General features: G+C 47.0%; 17 protein-coding genes and 1 other annotated feature. Of the genes, 1 reads left to right on the top strand and 16 read right to left on the bottom strand.

Annotation, left to right across the window (positions count from 1 at the left end; translation table 11 throughout):
- Positions 1 to 78: 78 nt before the first annotated feature.
- The 6 genes from recA to yfmF form a co-directional block, all read right to left on the bottom strand.
- Entirely contained in the window at positions 79 to 1,140 is a 1,062-nt protein-coding gene (gene recA, locus FC82_RS04310) for a recombinase RecA (protein WP_056996302.1), read from the bottom strand.
- 87 nt (positions 1,141 to 1,227) lie between these two features.
- The gene (locus tag FC82_RS04305; RefSeq protein WP_056996301.1) at positions 1,228 to 2,475 is read right to left on the bottom strand and encodes a competence/damage-inducible protein A; all 1,248 of its coding nucleotides are present in this window, start codon (positions 2,473 to 2,475) and stop codon (positions 1,228 to 1,230) included.
- Between the two features lie 285 nt (positions 2,476 to 2,760).
- Positions 2,761 to 3,348: a CDP-diacylglycerol--glycerol-3-phosphate 3-phosphatidyltransferase gene (gene pgsA / locus FC82_RS04300; RefSeq protein WP_054762474.1), complete on the bottom strand. Its 588-nt coding sequence runs from the start codon at positions 3,346 to 3,348 to the stop codon at positions 2,761 to 2,763.
- Positions 3,349 to 3,537: 189 nt separating this feature from the next.
- Positions 3,538 to 4,479: a helix-turn-helix domain-containing protein gene (locus FC82_RS04295; protein ID WP_054762476.1), complete on the bottom strand. Its 942-nt coding sequence runs from the start codon at positions 4,477 to 4,479 to the stop codon at positions 3,538 to 3,540.
- Between the two features lie 108 nt (positions 4,480 to 4,587).
- Positions 4,588 to 5,889, bottom strand: coding sequence for an EF-P 5-aminopentanol modification-associated protein YfmH (yfmH, locus tag FC82_RS04290; protein WP_054762478.1), 1,302 nt, complete (start codon positions 5,887 to 5,889; stop codon positions 4,588 to 4,590).
- Complete coding sequence (gene yfmF / locus FC82_RS04285; RefSeq protein ID WP_235809169.1) at positions 5,886 to 7,139, bottom strand: EF-P 5-aminopentanol modification-associated protein YfmF; 1,254 nt, start codon at positions 7,137 to 7,139, stop codon at positions 5,886 to 5,888. The genes yfmH and yfmF overlap by 4 nt, the downstream gene beginning before the upstream one ends.
- Positions 7,140 to 7,579: 440 nt before the next feature.
- On the opposite strand from yfmF, the gene FC82_RS04280 reads away from it, so the two are divergent.
- The gene (locus tag FC82_RS04280; RefSeq protein ID WP_056996299.1) at positions 7,580 to 8,935 is read left to right on the top strand and encodes an aspartate kinase; all 1,356 of its coding nucleotides are present in this window, start codon (positions 7,580 to 7,582) and stop codon (positions 8,933 to 8,935) included.
- 158 nt (positions 8,936 to 9,093) lie between these two features.
- Here FC82_RS04280 and cls read toward each other — a convergent pair whose 3' ends face one another.
- The 10 genes from cls to FC82_RS04230 all read right to left on the bottom strand — a co-directional run bounded on the left by cls (position 9,094) and on the right by FC82_RS04230 (position 19,272).
- Positions 9,094 to 10,542, bottom strand: coding sequence for a cardiolipin synthase (cls, locus tag FC82_RS04275; RefSeq protein ID WP_054760716.1), 1,449 nt, complete (start codon positions 10,540 to 10,542; stop codon positions 9,094 to 9,096).
- Between the two features lie 74 nt (positions 10,543 to 10,616).
- A complete protein-coding gene (locus FC82_RS04270; protein WP_054760718.1) occupies positions 10,617 to 11,456 on the bottom strand; it encodes an amino acid ABC transporter substrate-binding protein in 840 nt (279 codons plus the stop codon).
- Between the two features lie 19 nt (positions 11,457 to 11,475).
- Positions 11,476 to 12,114, bottom strand: coding sequence for an amino acid ABC transporter ATP-binding protein (locus FC82_RS04265; protein ID WP_054760720.1), 639 nt, complete (start codon positions 12,112 to 12,114; stop codon positions 11,476 to 11,478).
- Between the two features lie 15 nt (positions 12,115 to 12,129).
- Positions 12,130 to 12,774, bottom strand: coding sequence for an amino acid ABC transporter permease (locus FC82_RS04260; RefSeq protein WP_056996298.1), 645 nt, complete (start codon positions 12,772 to 12,774; stop codon positions 12,130 to 12,132).
- Positions 12,775 to 13,055: 281 nt separating this feature from the next.
- Positions 13,056 to 13,288: a binding site (T-box leader), on the bottom strand.
- 59 nt (positions 13,289 to 13,347) lie between these two features.
- The gene (minD, locus tag FC82_RS04255) at positions 13,348 to 14,151 is read right to left on the bottom strand and encodes a septum site-determining protein MinD (protein ID WP_054760723.1); all 804 of its coding nucleotides are present in this window, start codon (positions 14,149 to 14,151) and stop codon (positions 13,348 to 13,350) included.
- A gap of 5 nt (positions 14,152 to 14,156) precedes the next feature.
- Positions 14,157 to 14,819, bottom strand: coding sequence for a septum site-determining protein MinC (locus tag FC82_RS04250; protein ID WP_054760724.1), 663 nt, complete (start codon positions 14,817 to 14,819; stop codon positions 14,157 to 14,159).
- 16 nt (positions 14,820 to 14,835) lie between these two features.
- Complete coding sequence (mreD, locus tag FC82_RS04245) at positions 14,836 to 15,360, bottom strand: rod shape-determining protein MreD (protein WP_054760725.1); 525 nt, start codon at positions 15,358 to 15,360, stop codon at positions 14,836 to 14,838.
- 11 nt (positions 15,361 to 15,371) lie between these two features.
- A complete protein-coding gene (gene mreC / locus FC82_RS04240; RefSeq protein WP_056996297.1) occupies positions 15,372 to 16,235 on the bottom strand; it encodes a rod shape-determining protein MreC in 864 nt (287 codons plus the stop codon).
- A gap of 471 nt (positions 16,236 to 16,706) precedes the next feature.
- Positions 16,707 to 17,711: a rod shape-determining protein gene (locus tag FC82_RS04235; protein WP_054760729.1), complete on the bottom strand. Its 1,005-nt coding sequence runs from the start codon at positions 17,709 to 17,711 to the stop codon at positions 16,707 to 16,709.
- A gap of 244 nt (positions 17,712 to 17,955) precedes the next feature.
- Positions 17,956 to 19,272 carry a bifunctional folylpolyglutamate synthase/dihydrofolate synthase gene (locus FC82_RS04230; RefSeq protein ID WP_056996296.1) on the bottom strand — a complete coding sequence of 439 codons (1,317 nt, stop codon included), beginning with the start codon at positions 19,270 to 19,272 and terminating at the stop codon, positions 17,956 to 17,958.
- Between the last annotated feature and the right edge of the window lie 67 nt (positions 19,273 to 19,339).

Here is a 19,339-nt window from a genome sequence, read left to right as displayed (position 1 = left end):
CTAGAACACGTATCCCAAAAAAAGAAGTACTACCACTTCCCCACTGAGGAAATGATTGTACTTCACTTTTGTGTGACCCTATTTAGCATCTTCCGTGTCAATATCCAAAGTTTCAACGTCGTTATCGTCAGTCTCAGCCTCTGAATCGTCACCATCCATATGGTAAGCAGCACGAACTTTGCCCTTAATTTCTTCCATCACATCTGGATGGTCAGCTAAGTAACCCTTAGCATTTTCGCGACCCTGACCAATGCGATCATCGCCGTATGAATACCAAGAGCCAGACTTGTTAACAATGTCCTTTTCGACCGCCATGTCAACCAGTTCACCGGTCTGAGAAATCCCGTGACCATACATAATATCGACTTCGGCACGCTTAAATGGCGGCGCTACCTTGTTCTTGACGACTTTGATTCGGACTCGGTTCCCGATAACATCGGTACCCTCTTTAATTTGTTCTGCACGACGAATTTCAAGTCGAACGGTCGCGTAGAACTTCAGCGCCCGGCCACCCGGTGTCGTTTCGGGATTACCAAACATCACACCGACTTTTTCACGAATTTGGTTAATAAACATCGCAATGGTATGCGTTTTGTTGATAGTCCCAGACAGCTTACGCAAAGCTTGTGACATTAACCGTGCCTGTAGACCAACGTGAGCGTCACCCATTTCACCGTCAATTTCTGCTCGCGGTACTAAGGCCGCTACAGAATCGACAACGAGCAAATCAACCGCGCCACTGGAAACTAAGGCATCAGCAATTTCCAATCCTTGTTCACCAGTATCAGGTTGCGAGAGCAACAAGTCATCAATGTTAACCCCTAAATTGGTGGCGTAAGCTGGATCCAATGCATTTTCAGCGTCAATATAGGCCGCAGTACCGCCTTGTTTTTGAACTTCAGCAACGGCGTGAAGTGCAACCGTCGTCTTCCCAGAACTTTCAGGTCCGTATACTTCAATGATCCGGCCGCGAGGGTAGCCCCCAACGCCCAAAGCATTATCCAATGCTAAAGATCCTGATGAAATCGTTGAGATCTTGGTGTCGGCAGCATCCCCCATTCGCATGATGGAGCCCTTACCAAAGTTTTTTTCAATTTTCTTTAATGCAGCATCAAGTGCTGCTTGTCGTTCGTCAGCCATTTCAGTCCTCCTTATGAGCCATTTACTAGATAAACTATACCGACTTTTATCTCAAAAAGCAAGAAAAATCGAACAAAAGTTCGTATCTTAATTCGTCATTAATTTTTGTCGAATCAGGTTCAAACCAGTCAGTACAGAACTGCGTCGAATCTGAGCCCGACCGTTTGCAAAGTTAAATAAGTACGCCTCTGCCGGTTGGTCTTTATAAGCAATTCCGATCCAAACCGTCCCAGCCGGCTGGTCTTCCAATTTGTCAGGTCCAGCAACTCCGGTAAAGGAAACAGCAACATCCGTTGCCAGCTTAGCCTTCGCCTGTTGAGCCATCCATACCGCCGTTTCCTTGCTCACCACACCATAGTCATCCACGATGTGTTGCGGAATGGACAATAGCGAGACCTTTGCCTCATTCGCATAGGTCACAAAACCACCAGGAAAGACCGCTGAAACGCCGGGCACATCGCCCAGGGTACTTTGAAATTCACCAGCTGTTAAACTTTCAGCGGCAGTCACTGATAAGTGTCTTTCAATCAACTGGTGGACAACAACTTGGGCTAATGAATTATCGTCACCGTACCCGTAACAGTACTTGCCGTCTCGCTTCAATACTTCAGCCACCATCTGATCAACACGGGATTCAGCCGCTGCTGTCGATTCCGCCGTTGCCGTGATCCGCAACGTAACCTCGCCCACCTTTGCGTATGGTGCAATCGTTGGATTTGTCTGCTGATCGATCAAGTCGCTCAGATCGGTTACCAATTCAGATTCGCCAATACCGATAAACCGCATGACCTTCGAAAAAATAACCCCGTTTTCAGTGCCCTGTTCCATTAGTCGCGGCATAAGCTGGCGGTCAACCATGATCGTAAACTCGGATGGTGGCCCTGGTAGCAAAACGACATCCGCGCCGCTGGGATTCCGATAATAATCCCCCACCGCAAATCCAGTTTCATTGGGCAGTGATTCAGCATCGGCCAGTTTTAGCGCCTGCAGGCGATTATTCGCCGTGTTCAAGCGGCCACTCTGTTTTTGAAACGCAGTGATCTTCTCCAAAGCCGCCGTATCCGTTGCCAGTTCAACATGCAGCGCCTTAGCAACGACCTGTTTTGTCAGGTCATCCTTCGTGGGACCCAAGCCGCCGATTAAAATCACTAAATCGCTTCGCTTCTGAGCCCCCTCAAACACCGTCTGCAGTCGTTTAGGATTATCTCCCACAACTGTCTGGTAATAGACATTAACACCGATACCGGCTAATTTTTGGGCTAAATAAGCGCCGTTTGTGTTGGCAATCTGGCCGAGCAGCAGCTCAGTTCCGACAGCAATGATCTCTGCATTCATCTTCGTCTCTTCCTTTCTCGAACAACTACAACAAGTTTACACGAAATGTACCTGGTTTGTCCGCTTATGTGTTCGATGGATCATTTACCCATCTACCACATAACAACGACAACCAACAGGATTTGTTTTTTTCTCAAAATCAATACTGATTTTTGGTAGTACCTGAGGACCAGGCCCACACCACAACATCGCGGTCCCAATACAAATAAATAGACCTCAACGCAAAATCCAAACCGGGTTTCACGCTGAGGCCGCCTATCTTTTTAAATGTCTTAGTGCCATCCGTTATTCGTTAAACGAATCCGCAAACACACTGCGATTCTGAACGAAGTAATCGATACCTGAATAAATCGTAAAGAACAGGCAGATATACAACAAAATCGTGCCCAACGGGAAGTTCCAGATTTGGAAGAAACAGTTGTTTAACAGTAAGAAGATGATACCCAGCATCTGTGAGAACGTCTTGATCTTGCCCGGCATCGCTGCGGCCATAACCTGTCCGTCATTTTCAACAATGATCAGTCGAAGACCTGTCACAGCCAGTTCTCGGCAAACAATAATCGCCACCACCCAAGCCGGTGCCTTCCCCATTTCAACTAACAGAATGAACGCGGTCATGACGATCATTTTATCGGCTAACGGATCAGCAAATTTACCGAAATTGGTCACGAGATGATTGCGCCGGGCAATTTGGCCATCCAAAAAGTCCGTGATCGAAGCTACGGCAAAGATTACCGCAGCAACAATCTGCGTAACCGGAATTGCCGTCTGCAGCCAGGTCACAGTTCCCCAATCCATTGGTAAGACCAAAATCAATAAGAAGATTGGAATCAGGATGATACGAATAATGGTTAATTTATTTGGTAAATTCAACGCCATTGACCCCCATTTTAATTTTGCGGCACACACAAGCCGCCGCGTTTTGATTACGCTCAGGTTAGTTCGTTTAACGTTCCCAGTTTACACAGTCTCCGACCGTTACACAAGTCAACTGTCCGAACAAAACGACCACCGTATCACGCAAAGAGGCCGAGGATTCAAACGCTCCCGGCCTCAAATTGATTACTTAAATTCAACTGTAATGTTTTGAACTTGTGATGATGTTGACGTCGATGAGCTGCTGCTCGTTGTTGTACTGCCTGTCGTCGCTGATGACGTACTTGAAGCAGAAGTGGTCGACGTGGTAGAGATCGGCACTTTGTGACCGCCGATTTTCACCGTTGTATCAGGCGCGTTACCTAAATTAATGGTAACGGACGTTGCTGATGAACTCACCTTAACTGAGTGAGAGGCATTAGCAGTCAGCGTCCCGGAATAAAGCGAGTTGCCGCTGGCCGTAATCGAAACCCATGCACTGGCGGTACTCGTCAGTGTAATGGTCTTGGTCGAAGGTGAATTTTTCATCTCGTATGTGGTCGTTGAGCCCGAAGTCGAGAGCTTCGAGAACGAAACGCTGCTGGTCTTTTTACTTGAAGAAGAAGCCTTCTTAGAACTCGTCTTCTTCGACGATGCAGATGATGATTCGCTGCTGCCAGAAACGGAAACGGAGCTGCTATCCACATTGGACGAACTGCTCTGCTGCGACCGTTTGGTGCTGGCAAGCCAGATACCCACCATCACAATGACCACAACGACAACGGCAATCACGATTGGAACCTGTCGTTTAACCTTGGCTACCCGGTCGTCTTCCTGCCGTTGAGCTGAACGCGTCGAGGGATTTTCTTCATTGACCCGGTCGACATACTCCTGGGTCTTAGTGCTCGGCAACTGATCCGCATATTGATCCAGCAATTCGCCGCCGTCTAGCCCAACTGTATCCGCATACTGCTTAATAAAAGCCCGGACGTAAAAGTCCCCTGGCAAATCAGAGAAATTTTCGTCCTCGATCGCAATCAGATACCGTTTTTGAATCTTGGTTGTCTGTTGCAGGTCGTCCAGTGTGTACCCCTTGGCGATACGGGCGTCGCGTAACGCTTCGCCTATTGATTTGTTATTTTCACTCATAAAAAGATTCTCCACCTAATAAAAATGTTCTTATTTCACACTAAGTATAGCATATGGTCGAAGATGATTTAATGCCGAATTCTGACATTACCTGATTTTAATGCTTTCTTAACCAGCGTCGGGGGCAACGATTCGCTGAACACTGATGGCTTCCGGCTTAAGAAATTGATCAAGTGCCTCAATAACGTCTGCCAGCGTCAGCGATTCAATAATGTCAGCCTCGTCAAACAAATTAATTGGCGCATAAAGCTGATCATCGAATTGATTGGCGATAGCCTCAAGCGAATTAAACGCGGTGATCGTACTGCCGATTTCTTCACGCTTGGCCAGGTCGAAGGTCTCTTGGGCACCCTGAAGCTTGGGTTTGGCCTGAGCTAAAATAGCTAAGAGTTCATTTTCAAACGCAGCCGGATCCTCAGTTTCACCGGCCAAAACAATAAAGTGGGCACCACGCTGCACTTCGATGTTGTACCCAAAACTGTCATCGATAACACCCTGATCATAGAGTCGTAAGAAATCGGGCGCCGTTTCGCCAATCAGCAGCTCCATTCCAATAGACAAAGCGTCCTCATATTTGAGCAAGTCGCGCCCCGTCGGCAGATTGTCCAACCCACGGATACCGATGGTTACCTTTGGACGTTCAACGGGCATTGTGAGTGTTTTCTGGTGCACAATATCACTGCCGTCATGCTTTTCGGGTAGTTGTTGGCGTTGAATGGGTTGCGGATCACCGAAATCTTTTTGGCCTTGGTTGTCGCGAACCCACTGCATCGTTTCTTCCGGTGACACCTTGCCCACCACAAACAAACTCATGTTGCTTGGATGGTAGAAGGTTTTGTGTGCCAAATAAAGATCTTCTGGTGTGATTTTATCAATTGAATCGATGGTCCCCGCAATATCGTTTGCTAAGGGTTGGTCTGGATAAAGATTGGCAATCGTGCCAAAGTATGCCCGAGAATTCGGATCATCCTCGTACATCTGAATTTCCTGACCGATAATGCCCTTTTCTTTATTAACCGTCTTATCAGTAAAATAAGGATCCTGAACGAAATCTAACAGAGTATCTAGATTTTCTTTCAGGTTACGCGTTGTTGAAAAGAGATAGCTGGTATGCGTAAAACTCGTAAAAGCATTGGAGCTGGCGCCAAAGTGGGCAAACGTATCAAAAGCATCATGGTCGGCTTTCTCGAACATTTTGTGTTCCAAGAAATGAGCGATACCTGCCGGCAGTGAGACCATTTCAGACTGTCCATACGGCACAAACTCATTATCAATGGAGCCGTACTCGGTCGTCATCACGGCATAGGTCCGATGATAGCCTGCTTTAGGCAACAGATAGACCCGTAAACCGTTTGGTAATGTTTCCTGGTACAGTGTTTCACCTAATTGCGGATAATCGATCTGTTTCACCGTGATTCATCTCCCTTTAAGAAGTAGGTTGCCTGCAGGGTGACCTGTTCAGCGATTGCAGCCACCTGTTGCGGGGTAACCGCCTGAATATGGGCCAGCCAGTCGTCAGCCGAAACGGTTGAACCGACCAGCTGATCAAGAACTGACTGGTTGATCACTGCCCGGGGAGAATCCTGACGGGACTCATGATTATTAATCAAACTAGCCACGACCTGGTTAAAGACCTCGGAATCAATGTGTCCATGGGCAATGTCATCAAGCTGTTCAGTGATGATGTCAAGCACCGCCTGCTGATTACGCTGGTCGATACCTGCTTGGACGCTCAGCGTGCCAGTAAACCCGTCAAAACAGCTGGAAGCGTAGTAGGCTAAACTGTTTTTTTCGCGGACATTTTTGAACAGCAAGGAAATTGGCGTGCCGCCAAATAAGCCGTTGAACACCAGCGCTTCATAAAAGTGCGTGTCCCGGTAATAAACTGGCAGTTGATAGGCCAAATTGAGTTTGGATTGCTGCAGTGGCTGCGTCTCCGATTCGCTAACTGCGGTTGTGACTGGTCGTTGATATACAATTGGCTGACGACCTGACGTACGGCTTGGCAACTGCCAATCAGCCACGTAGCGCGCAATGTCATCCGCGTCAACATCACCCACAACAGTGATTTTGATATCATCATGAGTCAGCAACTGTTGATAGTAATTGTACAGCGCGGTGTTTTGAACAGCTTCAATTGTTGGCTCATCACCATACAGGCTAGTAGCCAACTCTGGTTTTTCTTTAAAATAAAGGTCAAATAATTCACGTTCGGCATAGTACTGCTTATCATCATTTAACGACTTCAGATAGGCAATCAAGTTGACCTGTTGGCGGTCAAACGTGGTGGTATCGAACCGGCCATCACTGGCTAACGGCCGAAAAATCACCTGCTTTAAAAAGGCAAAGATTTCTTGGGTAAGATTCTCACCGTTAGCAAACTGGTCGTTAATGATACTGCTCGAAAACCGCAGACCGTTGATCAATCCATAACGGTAAACATTGACGCCATAACTCGCGCCATAAAGCGTTGCTAATTTCTTAGCCAGCGCGGTCTGCGTCGGATAATCTGCGCTGCTAGTTTCAAGAAGCTGAGCCAGCAAAATTCGCTGGGACAACCCAAGCGTTGAAACAGGTGCCAGAAAATCAATACTGATACTGGTAGTTTTAAATTGCGGGGTCGCAATTACGTTAAGCGTTACCCCGTCAGTCACATGCACTTGCAAGTCGCAATACCCTCCTTAATGAATACCCATACAATATTAGATGATTGGCGGGGAAAATACAATAGAGTGTGGAAGAAGGCGTTTAAAGACTGGAGCATAAGGGGACTCTAACATTAATTCCAGAACCGGGAATTAATGTTAGAGTCCCCTTATGTGCAAGTCTTTGCCTTCTGGAACACGTTTCGACGCCAGACGAGTAAGCGCTCAGCAATTATCATCAGCGTTATCAAACTAATTTCCGGCCCAAATAAAACATAAAAAAACAAACATCCAATAACTCGCCCCGCAACATATCCGACCACTATTCAACTTCCCAGCCTTCCTATTTCGTCTTCTAACAAAATTCTAATAAATTCCCACAAAACCCCAAATACCGCTTGATTTCCCCTATCCTATTTTGCTATCCTGAAAGCAAACTCTCGAGGAGGATCATTATGAAAGTCGTCAAATTTGGGGGCAGTTCACTTGCAAACGCTGCTCAAGTCCAAAAAGTTGTCAATATTATCAAAGCCGATGACCAGCGCCGGTTCGTTGTTGTTTCGGCACCTGGCAAGCGGTTTGCTGGAGATATTAAAGTCACGGATCTACTGATTACATACGCCAATGACGTGATCAAACAACGGCCGCTGGATGATATTACCAACCAGATCATCAGCCGGTACCGGGAAATTGCTCAGGCTTTTCATATTTCAGATGATGATTTTAACGAAATCAAAGCCGCAATTATAAAGTTACCAGACCATTCATATCAGGACAATGACTACCTCATGGCCGCTTTCAAGGCTCACGGTGAAAAACTTAACGCAGTGTTGTTTGCTAAGGTACTGACCAGTGCCGGCCTTAACGCAAAGTATCTTGACCCAAAGGATGCCGGTCTTGTCGTCACTGATCGACCAAACGATGCTGACATTATCCCAGAAAGCTATGATCGGTTAGGTGAATGGGCTTCAAGCAGTATCATTCGGGTAATTCCTGGATTCTTTGGGTACAACCTTCAGGGGCAGATTTGTACGTTCTCCCGCGGTGGTTCAGATATTACCGGTGCCATTGTTGCCCGCGGCGTGCACGCCACCAAGTACGAAAACTTTACCGACGTTAACGCAATCTACGCCGCAAACCCCAAGGTCGTAGAAAACCCAATTGCCATTCACCACATGACGTTTCGGGAGATGCGGGAACTGGCGTATGCCGGGTTCTCAGTTTTTCACGATGAAGCCCTCATTCCCGCAATTCAAGGCGACATTGAAGTGGTCGTGAAGAACACGAATCACCCGAGCGAACGAGGCACATCGATCACCTCCACAAAACGGGTCAACCCCGCCTACCCCGTTTCCGGGATCGCAAGCTCACCCGATTTTTGCGGTATCTACATTCGAAAATACATGTTGGATAAAAAGAGTTATAGTCAAAAAATTCTGAACATTTTGGCGCAGTACGGGCTTTCATACGAACACATGCCTTCCGGGATCGATGATTTAACCGTCATTATGAAACAGGATCAATTGACCCCCGACCTAGAAGACCTGCTCATCCGTGAATTGGTCATCGCACTGCACCCGGACGAAATTCATATCACCCATGATTACGCGCTGCTAATGGTCGTTGGCGAAGGAATGCTGAATCGAACCGGGTTGATGTCGAAGGCCACCGACGCCTTGGCGCGTCAAAACGTCAAACTGGTCATGGTCAATCAAGGTGCCTCAGAAATTTCCATGATGTTTGGGATTCAACAGGATAAGGCTGATGCTTCAGTACAGGCATTGTACGATGCCTTTTTCCCAGATTTATAAGCAACGGTTAACCAAAAAAAGCATCTCACCTGCAGTCGCTGCAGTGGGATGCTTTTTGGTTAGCGCTAGTGATCAAAACAATCGTCACGATTATGGAAATGACTTGATTTGCGACCGCGTTTTACATGTTGCGACTGAAGCATCAGTCACACTACCCGTTACAAAATGGGTGAAAACAGCCTCGACAACGCCTGCTTACACCTGATCCATAACGACTGCTGGGCATATTTTCCCAGGGTCATTTCCTCAGCCAGTGCGATGTCATTTTCAAAAATGCCCATGAGTTTCGTTGCTAAATGTACATCATACATGAAGGCATTGATCTCAAAGTTCAACTTAAACGAGCGGATATCCATATTTGCTGAACCGACTGAGGCAACTTCGCCATCGACCACGATCATTTTTGCATGCATGAAACCGCCGTGGTAGCGGTAGACTTGGCCACCTGCCTTCAGCAATGCTTTTGAGAAATACTCGGTCGCCCGGTACACAAATGGATGGTCCGGTTGATCCGGAATCATCAACCGAACGTGAATACCGGACAGAGCGGCCACCGTCAAGGCTTCCAAGATACTTTCATCAGGCACGAAATACGGTGATTGGATAGCAATCGATTGGCGGGCACTGTTGATCAGTTTCAAATACCCCTTTTTAATCTGTTGCACTTCAGAGTCCGGACCGCTGGACACAATTTGCATACTCGTTGTGCCCGTTGCATTGACCACTGGGAAAAACGTTTTGTCATAGGTGACTTTGTGTCGTTTTGCCGTCGCGTTCCAATCCAGGAAAAACCGGCTTTGCAACGCCAGTACCGCATGGCCCTCAATTCGCAGATGTGTATCGCGCCAGTAACCGAATTTCGGCTTGCGATTCACGTATTGATCCCCAACGTTGAAGCCGCCCGTGTACCCGACTTTGCCATCAATGACCACAATTTTACGGTGATCCCGAAAGTTGAGTTGAAAATCACTGAGGGCCAACCGAGAACTTAAAAACGGGTATACTTGACCGCCGAGCTGCGTTAAATGCTTAAACATGTGTTTTTTGCCACCGTGGGAACCGAACGTATCGTAAATGACCCGAACAGCTACTCCTTCAGCGGCTTTTTCTTCAAGTAAATGGACGAATTCATTACCAATGTGATCGTTATAAAACGTAAAGTATTCCACATTAATGTGCTGTTTTGCCCGACGAATATCGGCGAACAGCGCTGCAAACTTCTTTTCCCCGTCCGTAAAGACCTGCACGGAATTATTGGTCGTCAACACCGCCCAATCAGTTTCTAGAAAAAGATTGACGATTTCTTGAATCTCCGGATTATCATTGTCCGGTACCTGAAGTTCCCCCTGCCGGATCAATTTTTTTTGCGTATCCACCATTTGGTTCAGGCCCAGTCGTTCCTGCGCTTTGATATCAAAAATGCGCTTCTTTGAAATCTTTCGCCCCGCGAACATGTATAAAATGAAGCCGAGAATGGGTAACAAGACCAGCACCAGTAACCAGGCCCAGGTCGCAGAAATGTCGCGCTCCTCCCGCAGGATCGTAATCAACGCGACAATCAAGTTGATTGCCACAATGATCAATAATGAAATTAAAATATATACCATAAAAAAAGCCACCCCTAATCTGCGATACGGTTATCTTACCATAATCGCAATTAAGGGTGGTCGTTCACGTTAAATTACTTGTTTTTAAGCAACGGTGAATCGGCATTATTACCGAACCACTTATGGTTAATTTTCTCAAGTGTGCCGTTTTTGGCTAAGATTTTCAACCCGCGGTTAATTTTCCGCCGCATGGTCTTATCAGATTTCCGCATGCCGACACCAAAGGCTTCCTTTGGAAAACTGCCGCGGACGATGCGGTAGGCCTTAGGATCGGATTCGTGGTTCACGTAGTACCCCGCGTATGTCGAGTCAATGATGAGCCCCTGGATTCGGTTCGCTTTTAAGTCAATAAAGGCGTTAGTGAAGGAGTCATACAGCACCGGTTGGCCGCTGATCTTATTCTTCAGCAACTTCGGAAACTCAGTGATATCGTTGGCGCCGGACGACCCCGTCTGAGCACCGACAACCTTACCCTTCATATCAGCGAAGGACTTGATGTTGCTCTTGCGCATCGTGACCAATTCTTGGTCGTTTAGCAGGTAAGTATCGCTAAACGCCACTTTCTTTTCCCGTTGCGGGGTCTTAGAATACCCGTTCCAAATCAAGTCGATGGTCCCGTTATTTAACTCAGTCGCGTTCATGTTCCAATCGATCGACTGAAAGCTGACTTTGATACCGTAAAGTTTGAACACCGCCCGAGCCAGGTCGATATCGTACCCAACCAGTTTCCCGCTTTTCTCGCGAAAGCCCATGGGAACGAAGGTGTCGTCCAGACCAACGGTGACGTAGCCGCGCTTTTCAATGCGGTTCCAGTTATCAACGTGGTTGGCACGCTTACCAATGCTGATGCCGCAACCCGATAGCAAAACGGTGCAGAGCAGCATGACCGTGCCTAACCAAAATTTCTTTTTCATGCAGGTCCTCCCTCTTCCGTTAAGCGTCGATCGGTTCAACACGTAAAATTTGATCGGCAATGTTTTTGGCAAATTGCATATCATGCGTGACGACGATCTGGGTCATTTTTTCACTCTTTAAGTTCAAGATAATCTGTTCAACTGTCTGCCGTAAATCAGGATCAAGGGCAGACGTAGGTTCATCATAGCAGAGAATCTTCGGGTTCATAGCAAGCGCACGCACAATGGCGACCCGTTGTTTCTGCCCGCCGGAGAGCTGGAACGGATACAATTGTTCCTTACCGGAAAGTGAGAGTTGATCGATAAGATCCTGGGCGCGTTTGGTAGCGTCTGCCTTGTTCATCTTCAGCGCAAGTTCAGGCGCCAGAGTGACGTTGTCCATAACGGTTAGATTCGGGAAAAGTTGAAAGTCTTGGAAAACAACTCCAATCACCTTATCGTTATCCCGGTTAGCGGCCGGATTGAATTTCTCGCCATCTAAGATAAAGTCACCGCCGTCGACCGTTTCCAGCCCGGTAATGCAACGCAGCAATGTCGTTTTCCCAGCTCCTGAAGGACCAACAATGGCTAAGATCTCACCATCAGGGACTTGGAAGCTCATCTTGTTTAAAATTGTTCGGTTATCAAACCGTTTTGTAATATCTTTTAGTTCTAGCATATGATTTCCCCCAATCTATTCCCATTTGCTCAGGCGTTGTTCCACCCGACGCAACAAGTAAGTGCAGATCCCAGTCAATATCAGATAAATGATCCCAACGGCAACCAATGGCAACAGCGTAACGTCACGTGCACTGGCAATGTTGCCGGCCCGTAACAGATCACCCAGCCCGATAACGTAGACCAGTGAGGAATCCTTGACTAAGTTGACAACTTCGTTCCCAATCGATGGCACCACGATTTTGACCACTTGTGGGATCACGATTTTACGTAGTGTTTGCCAACGGGTTAAACGCAGCACCCGGGCACTTTCAAACTGCCCATTAGGAATTGCCTGAAAGCCGCCTCGGAAGATTTCTGCGAAGTAGGCCGTGTAGTTCAATGCAAAGGCAAAGATTGCGGCATCGTACCGCTGGAAGATCACACCAATAATCGGTAACCCATAAAAAACGAAAATTAATTGCAGTAACAGTGGTGTGCCCCGCATGAGCCAAACGTAGAACTTCAAGATCCAGCGTAACGGACTAAATTTGGAAAGCAATCCCAAACTGACAACGACACCAAGCGGAATAGAGATGATCAAGGTCCATAAGAAAATCCGGATGGTCATCCACGCGCCGCTTAACAGTGACGGTAAGATTTCAGCAAAGTAGTGTAACATAGATGTTTCCCCCTTCAAAATAATCGGTCAAATAAAAACGTCCTCTTGAGCAAAAAAACTGCTCAAGAGGACGAATGCTATCGCGGTGCCACCTCAGTTCGCCTGCCGTTCACACGACAGACCTCATGAAGTTTATGAAGGACACAATGGCAACTCATCACAAAATTTCGTTTTGTGAATGGCGACCACGCTGACTCGCGTTCCGTAAGCCCACGGGTTGCAAGCCTTTGCTTTGAACCGCGGCCTGCCCACAAAAAAAGCCCACTCGGAAACAAAATTTCCAAGAGGGCGAATTATTCGCTGTGCCACCTCATCTTCGTTCGCTGCTCACACAACGAACCTCAATAAGTTTATTTCATAAACTTCAGCGATAACGAGCTTACCGGTATCCCCTTACTCAAAGTTCAGGGGAACAACTCACAGACGTGATTCAATGCAGCTTACCACCCTATTTTCACCAGCAAGGGTTCTCTAAATGTCAGCGTGCACCTACTAATCTGCTCAACGTTCATATTTATTAAATTACGTCTCATTATAACGGATTGACACACAGAGTCAAGGGGAACCGCAAAATTAACCGCGTCGGAACCAGTGCCCAATGCGTGACCAAAAGCTTGGTTTCGTCCCTTGAATTTTCATCAAGGGCACAGTCTCGCCTTCGATCCGGCGCGCGATATCACGATAACCGTGACCAGCAGGGTTCTCCGTTTCAAGAACAACTGGCTCGCCACGGTTAGACGTTGCAATCACTTCGTCGTCATCCACAATGATTCCCAATAACGGTACGCCAAGGTGGTGGGTAATCTCATCAATGTCCATGACATCACCCTCGGCCATCATATGACCTCGAATCCGGTTGATCAATAAGTGAGATTCTTCCTTCAATGGATTCTTCTCCAACAGACCAACGACCCGGTCAGCATCCCGAACAGCTGAAATTTCTGGTGTGGTGACAATGATTGCTGTATCGGCTCCGGCCACAGCATTCAAGAATCCTTGCTCGATACCAGCTGGACAGTCAAGAATCACATAGTCAAAATCATTTTTCAGTTCATCAACGATTTCCTTTGCCTGTTCTTCGTTCAATGCAGTCTTATCTGCATTTTGAGCGGCTGGTAATAAATACAGGAGGTCGTCAAACCGCTTGTCCTTGACTAATGCTTGGGCAAGTTTTGCCCGCCCTTCAACCACATCCACAATGTCGTAAATGATACGGTTATCAAGGCCAAGGACAACGTCTAAGTTCCGCAGTCCAATATCCAAGTCTACTAAGCAGACTCGTTTTCCCATTAATGCAAGCGCAGTCCCGATGTTGGCACTGGATGTCGTTTTCCCAACGCCACCTTTACCAGACGTGATCACGATTGATTTACCCATCTTCACTAGCCTCCAATTTGATGATACAGTTTCGGATTGATTGTTTTTAAGTCGCTTAATTTACCGTACTCAAGAACGTGTAAGTCATTAACGTATGCAACCGTTTGGAAATCAGGTTCGGGCTGATCCGCTTCGACGATGCTGATCTGTTCGCCGATCCGCACCTGTTGTGCCTTCGCAAGTTCGCCCATGACCACCTTTTCCTCGTTGCTTGGAAAGCCGGCCTGAGCAATCCCTAAAACCGTGCCCATGATAAATAAATTCCCACTGGTCAACAGCCGGCCGCCCTCATTGATGACACCTAAAAATAGGACGTCGCCCTTCATGGTGAGCGTCTGACCGTTACGAATCGTCTGCGTCACAAGGTGAACATTATCCTGTTCCTTTAACCTTGTGGCATCGGCAATCGTAATTACATCAGCAATAATCTTATGGATCGTAAAGTGTTCATAGCTACTGATGATCTTCGATAACGCTTGATTTTCATCCTGCGTCATCAACCGATTGGCGGTAAGCACGTCGAAACTGATTGTCGACGTGGTGGTCGCGTCCGCTGCCAGTTTATCCAACAACGTCCGCAATTCTAATTTAATATCTTCAAAGCCAGCCGACTGATCCAAGACCAGTTGGTAGCCATCCTGATTCCCTCTTAAAACCACTGACTGCATCTCTAACAACCTCACTTCAACTCTTCAAGTAGTTATACAACCGTTGAATTGGAAAGTACAAAATGACATAGGCGGCTAAATTGTAAGCTAGTGTTGGTGCCAGTGAGTACACAAAGAGATCCGTAAACGATGCGGAAGTCGTGTGCACATACAGGTTTCCAAAGTAACTTAGAACGCTGACCACGGTAATATCAATGAAGTACACCAGAAGGCCGCTTAAAAAGTTCACTGGAAAGGCACGATAGCACGCTCTTGTCAAAATGACAACGATGGGAAAGACAAACACAAAAATACCAAAGATTCCAGTGTAATAAAGGTCAAAGAGGCCGCCAGCGACAGCTGCCCAGACCCCCAAGGGAATCTTGATCGGGTCTTCGAAGAATACGGCAAACACTAGCCAAAGCACTACTAGGTAACTGCTCATAGCGTATGGATAGTGGAAAAGCTGTTTGGGGAAGGCTTCCCCTAAAATACCGTCTAAGAAGAAAAATAAAAACAAACCGATTGGAAAACCATAACGTAATCTTGTCACTCGTAACATGGTCTTCCCCCTTAGTTAGTCGACTGGGCTTGACGAACAGCCACGGTCACAACACTCAGATCAGAGATGTCGGCCGCTGGCTTAATTGTGATCTTCGAAGACAACCCATAGTCGGAGGTACCCGTTGTGGTAACCGTCCCAACGTACAGGCCAGCCGGCATAACACCGCCTAGACCACTCGTGACAACCTTGTCGCCCTTTTCAATTTTCTTTTTGGAAGTGACGTTTCCCATTTCAATTCGGTTACTGCCATTATTATACCCCGTAATGACCCCGTTAATCACCTCGCCACTCTTATTAGTGATTGAAACGGCAAAACGGTTTGCAGATTCACTGCTGTTTGATAATAGTTCAACCTTACTGTTAGTTCGGTTAACTTCAGAAACACGACCCACTAAGCCAGAACCAGAAAGAACGGGCATGTTTTTCTTAATGCCAGCAGAACTCCCCTTGTCGATAATGACCTGATCCTGCCATGAGGATGGGGTCCGGGCAATGACGGAGGCGTTGACAGATTCGTAGTCGGTCAGTGAGTGTGTCAGTTTTAATTCTTTTTTGAGTTTCTTGTTTTCTTGGCTAACCGCTTGGTCATGAACCTGTGTTTGTGCCAATTTCTGAACCTGACCCTTTAATCGGGTATTTTCTTGATAGGTGTTCAGTAAATCAGAAACTCCTGTAATGGACCCTTTTAGACCATTAACAGGCCAAGCAACGACCCGGTTAACAAGACCAACAACGTCGTTTCCAAACTGCTGAACAAGCGGCGGCGTTGATTTCTTATCACGAATCATAACGGAAACACTCATTAAACCAAAACTGACAATTAGACAAACAATAACGATCACTAATCGCCGGTTTGAAAAGAATTTGTTCATGATTATCCTCCATGGTAATAGAGTACGGCGCAAACCAGTCAGAGGCGGGAACCCCCAAGTTTGTGGCGCACGTTTCGGCTACATAAATGAGAACAATTGCGGCCCGTTGCACTCGTTATACAAAGTGCAAAATTCTGCGTGCAAAAGAAGCCAATTGAGAGCAAGAACCCCCTGTCTTCCGGAACACGTTTCGGCCCACATAAAATACTGCGATTGCAGTCCACCATGCGCGTTATGTATCGCGCACAATTCAACCGCACAGTTCGAGATTCTGCAGCTCACAATGCGCACCAAACACGGTACGCATCATAAAAAACGATGAAAAAGGCCAATCACACACTCAATATAGAATGAAAAATTGCCGATTGATACCAGTCCAAACAATGCCCCACTAATTTCTACATCAGAAGAGACACCGTTCAAACTAAGAAGGCTGCGCAAAAGTCATCATCTTTGCCCAGCCTCCAAATGTTATTTCTTTTTCATAACGTCGATGCTCTTAAGAGATTCACCAGTACCGATTGCGACACAATCCAAAGGATCGTTTGCAATGAATACGGGCACCTTAGTAGCGTCTGCAATGACATCTGGCAGGTTACGCAACAGCGCACCACCACCAGTGAGGACAATCCCATGGTCGATAACGTCGGCCGCAATTTCAGGGGACGTTTCTTCCAGTGTTTCTTTGATTGCAGAGATAATTTCAACAACAACTTCGTGAATTGCCTCAGCAATGTCAGCAGCGGAAACTTCAATTGTCTTTGGTAAGCCGGTAATCAGGTCACGACCGCGAATTGATGCACCGTCGTCATCCTTGACAGCTTCTGGAGAAGCGGAACCAATATCCCACTTCAACTGTTCAGCAGTACGTTCGCCGATCAACAGGTTAAAGTGTTGTCGAACGTAAGCCACAATGGCATCGTCCAACTTGTCACCAGCCATCCGAATCGAACGGCTGGAAACGATCCCACCTAAGGAAATCGTGGCAACATCAGTGGTCCCGCCACCAATATCAACCACCATACTCCCGGTTGGATCCATCACTGGCAAACCAGCACCAATGGCAGCTGCAAATGGTTCTTCAATGACGTACGCATCACGCGCACCGGCAACCCGAGTGGCATCGATCACAGCGCGCTTTTCAACTTCTGTGACCCCGCTTGGTACACAAACCATGACGTATGGTTTGCCGTTTGAGCTGCCCAAAGTCTTTTCAATAAAGTACTTCATCATGGCAACTGTTGTGTCATAATCGGCAATAACGCCGTCTTTCATGGGGCGAATGGCAACGATGCTAGCGGGTGTCCGCCCAATCATTGCTCGCGCGTCTTCACCGACGGAGACAATTTCACCTGTTTTGGTGTTTCTCGCAACTACTGATGGTTCACGTAAAACGATACCCTTACCGTCAACGTAAACAATCGTATTTGCAGTCCCAAGGTCGATGCCAATATTTTTCGTTCCTAATCTGAACACTATGTTTCATCCCTTCACTTGGCTACAGTCATACGATTGACATGTATTTTAAATTTTGCTAGGTGTATTATACCATACCTATTTTGTTTAATAACTACTTGCCATTGAAAGCATACCTAATTATTGGGGCTTTCGGCAAGTTTTTCTTTCAAATTTAACGGATTTTAATAATTAGCGGGCGATACAACCAGAATTTGCCATCAGCACACTCGCTATTTGTTGTCCGCCAACCCCAAAGAGAATCCTAAGAATCACCGTCTAAAAAGAAATGACGAACATCCGAAATAAAGTATAGCGAGCCCGTTATCAACAGCAAATCATCACTGGACATTGTTTTCAATGCGGTTCCAATCGCCAACTGCCACTCATCGACCACGTCAATGCGTGCATCGCTATTATGCTTTGCCTTTAACGCATCCGGGTCGACCGCACGCCGCGTGCCCGGCCCCTGAAAAGTGGTCAAAATAATATGGTGGTGCGGCACCGTCTGCAATAGCGTCAACATTTTTTCATACTGCTTATCCGCCAAGACAGCAAACACGATATAGATTTCACGGTCACTGAATTTTTGTTTCAGCAACTGTGGCACCTCTGTCACCGCTGGTTCATTATGCGCACCATCCAAAACGATCAGCGGCTCTTGACTGACGGGCTCAAACCGGCCGGGCCAGACTGTTTTGGCAAGTGCCGCTAAGGTCTCATGACGATCCCATGGTTGGTGATGTGCAGCCTGATACAACATAAAGGCAGCTAAGGCGCAACTGGCATTTGCAATTTGATACTGTCCCAGCAATTGAATTTTGACCGTGTCAAACGTGAAGCCGTCAAACTGAAATTTAAAACTTTCTTCCCAGTTTCGGTCCGGTTTTGGCTTCACGATAATCTCATGGTCGAGCCGGTAGATCGGGCTCTTCTCGTCAACAGCCTTCTTTTCGATCACCGCTAAGGCCTCTTCAGGAATCCGACCGACTACAACCGGTTTACCGTGTTTGATGATCCCGGCCTTTTGCCCCGCTATCGCAGGCAACGTTGATCCCAATAGCTTCATATGGTCATAACCGATCGTGGTAATGACCGAAACCTCCGGCGTCAACACATTTGTCGAATCAAGAATGCCGCCAATGCCAACTTCAACCACGGCAACGTCGACACGGTCTTTAAAGTAGCAAAACATCATCGCCGTAATGATTTCAAATTCAGTTGGTCCGCCCTCTTCAAGCGTCTGATCGAGGTCATCGACCACTGGCTTGACCCGGTTCACCATCTCAACGAGATCCTGATCCGGAATTGGTACGCCATCGACACTAATACGTTCGTTAAAGCGCATCAAAAATGGCGACGTAAACGTGCCCACTGTCTTGCCGGTGGCCATCAAAAGATCTCGTAAAAACGCGACGGTCGATCCTTTTCCATTCGTGCCGGCAACGTGAATAACGGAAAGTTGCCGTTCCGGATTTCCAAGTCTGGCCATAAATAAGCGCATTCGATCTAAATGGTCGCTTTTTTTAAATTGCGTTCGGCCATGAATGAACGCCAACGCATCATCGTAATTGCTAATCATGTCACAATCCCCAGCCTTATTACATAGTCTTAACAGTTGTCAGCCTAGCTGACGCCCGTCCTCGCAA

It is taken from the genome of Secundilactobacillus collinoides DSM 20515 = JCM 1123, assembly GCF_001435975.1.
In the GTDB taxonomy this organism is placed as follows: Bacteria; Bacillota; Bacilli; order Lactobacillales; family Lactobacillaceae; genus Secundilactobacillus; species Secundilactobacillus collinoides.
The sequence above is the reverse complement of the archived record's forward strand: the minus strand, read 5'-3'. Positions and strand labels throughout refer to the sequence as shown.

What these genes read in the sequence shown, in the direction of transcription:
- FC82_RS04295 (WP_054762476.1), bottom strand. Translation starts at nt 4,479, where the DNA reads ATGAGTGAAAATAACAAATCAATAGGCGAAGCGTTACGCGACGCCCGT.
- FC82_RS04250 (WP_054760724.1), bottom strand. Translation starts at nt 14,819, where the DNA reads ATGCAGTCAGTGGTTTTAAGAGGGAATCAGGATGGCTACCAACTGGTC.
- FC82_RS04280 (WP_056996299.1), top strand. Translation starts at nt 7,580, where the DNA reads ATGAAAGTCGTCAAATTTGGGGGCAGTTCACTTGCAAACGCTGCTCAA.
- FC82_RS04230 (WP_056996296.1), bottom strand. Translation starts at nt 19,272, where the DNA reads ATGATTAGCAATTACGATGATGCGTTGGCGTTCATTCATGGCCGAACG.
- minD (WP_054760723.1), bottom strand. Translation starts at nt 14,151, where the DNA reads ATGGGTAAATCAATCGTGATCACGTCTGGTAAAGGTGGCGTTGGGAAA.
- mreC (WP_056996297.1), bottom strand. Translation starts at nt 16,235, where the DNA reads ATGAACAAATTCTTTTCAAACCGGCGATTAGTGATCGTTATTGTTTGT.
- FC82_RS04265 (WP_054760720.1), bottom strand. Translation starts at nt 12,114, where the DNA reads ATGCTAGAACTAAAAGATATTACAAAACGGTTTGATAACCGAACAATT.
- cls (WP_054760716.1), bottom strand. Translation starts at nt 10,542, where the DNA reads ATGGTATATATTTTAATTTCATTATTGATCATTGTGGCAATCAACTTG.
- FC82_RS04260 (WP_056996298.1), bottom strand. Translation starts at nt 12,774, where the DNA reads ATGTTACACTACTTTGCTGAAATCTTACCGTCACTGTTAAGCGGCGCG.
- FC82_RS04270 (WP_054760718.1), bottom strand. Translation starts at nt 11,456, where the DNA reads ATGAAAAAGAAATTTTGGTTAGGCACGGTCATGCTGCTCTGCACCGTT.
- mreD (WP_054760725.1), bottom strand. Translation starts at nt 15,360, where the DNA reads ATGTTACGAGTGACAAGATTACGTTATGGTTTTCCAATCGGTTTGTTT.
- FC82_RS04305 (WP_056996301.1), bottom strand. Translation starts at nt 2,475, where the DNA reads ATGAATGCAGAGATCATTGCTGTCGGAACTGAGCTGCTGCTCGGCCAG.
- recA (WP_056996302.1), bottom strand. Translation starts at nt 1,140, where the DNA reads ATGGCTGACGAACGACAAGCAGCACTTGATGCTGCATTAAAGAAAATT.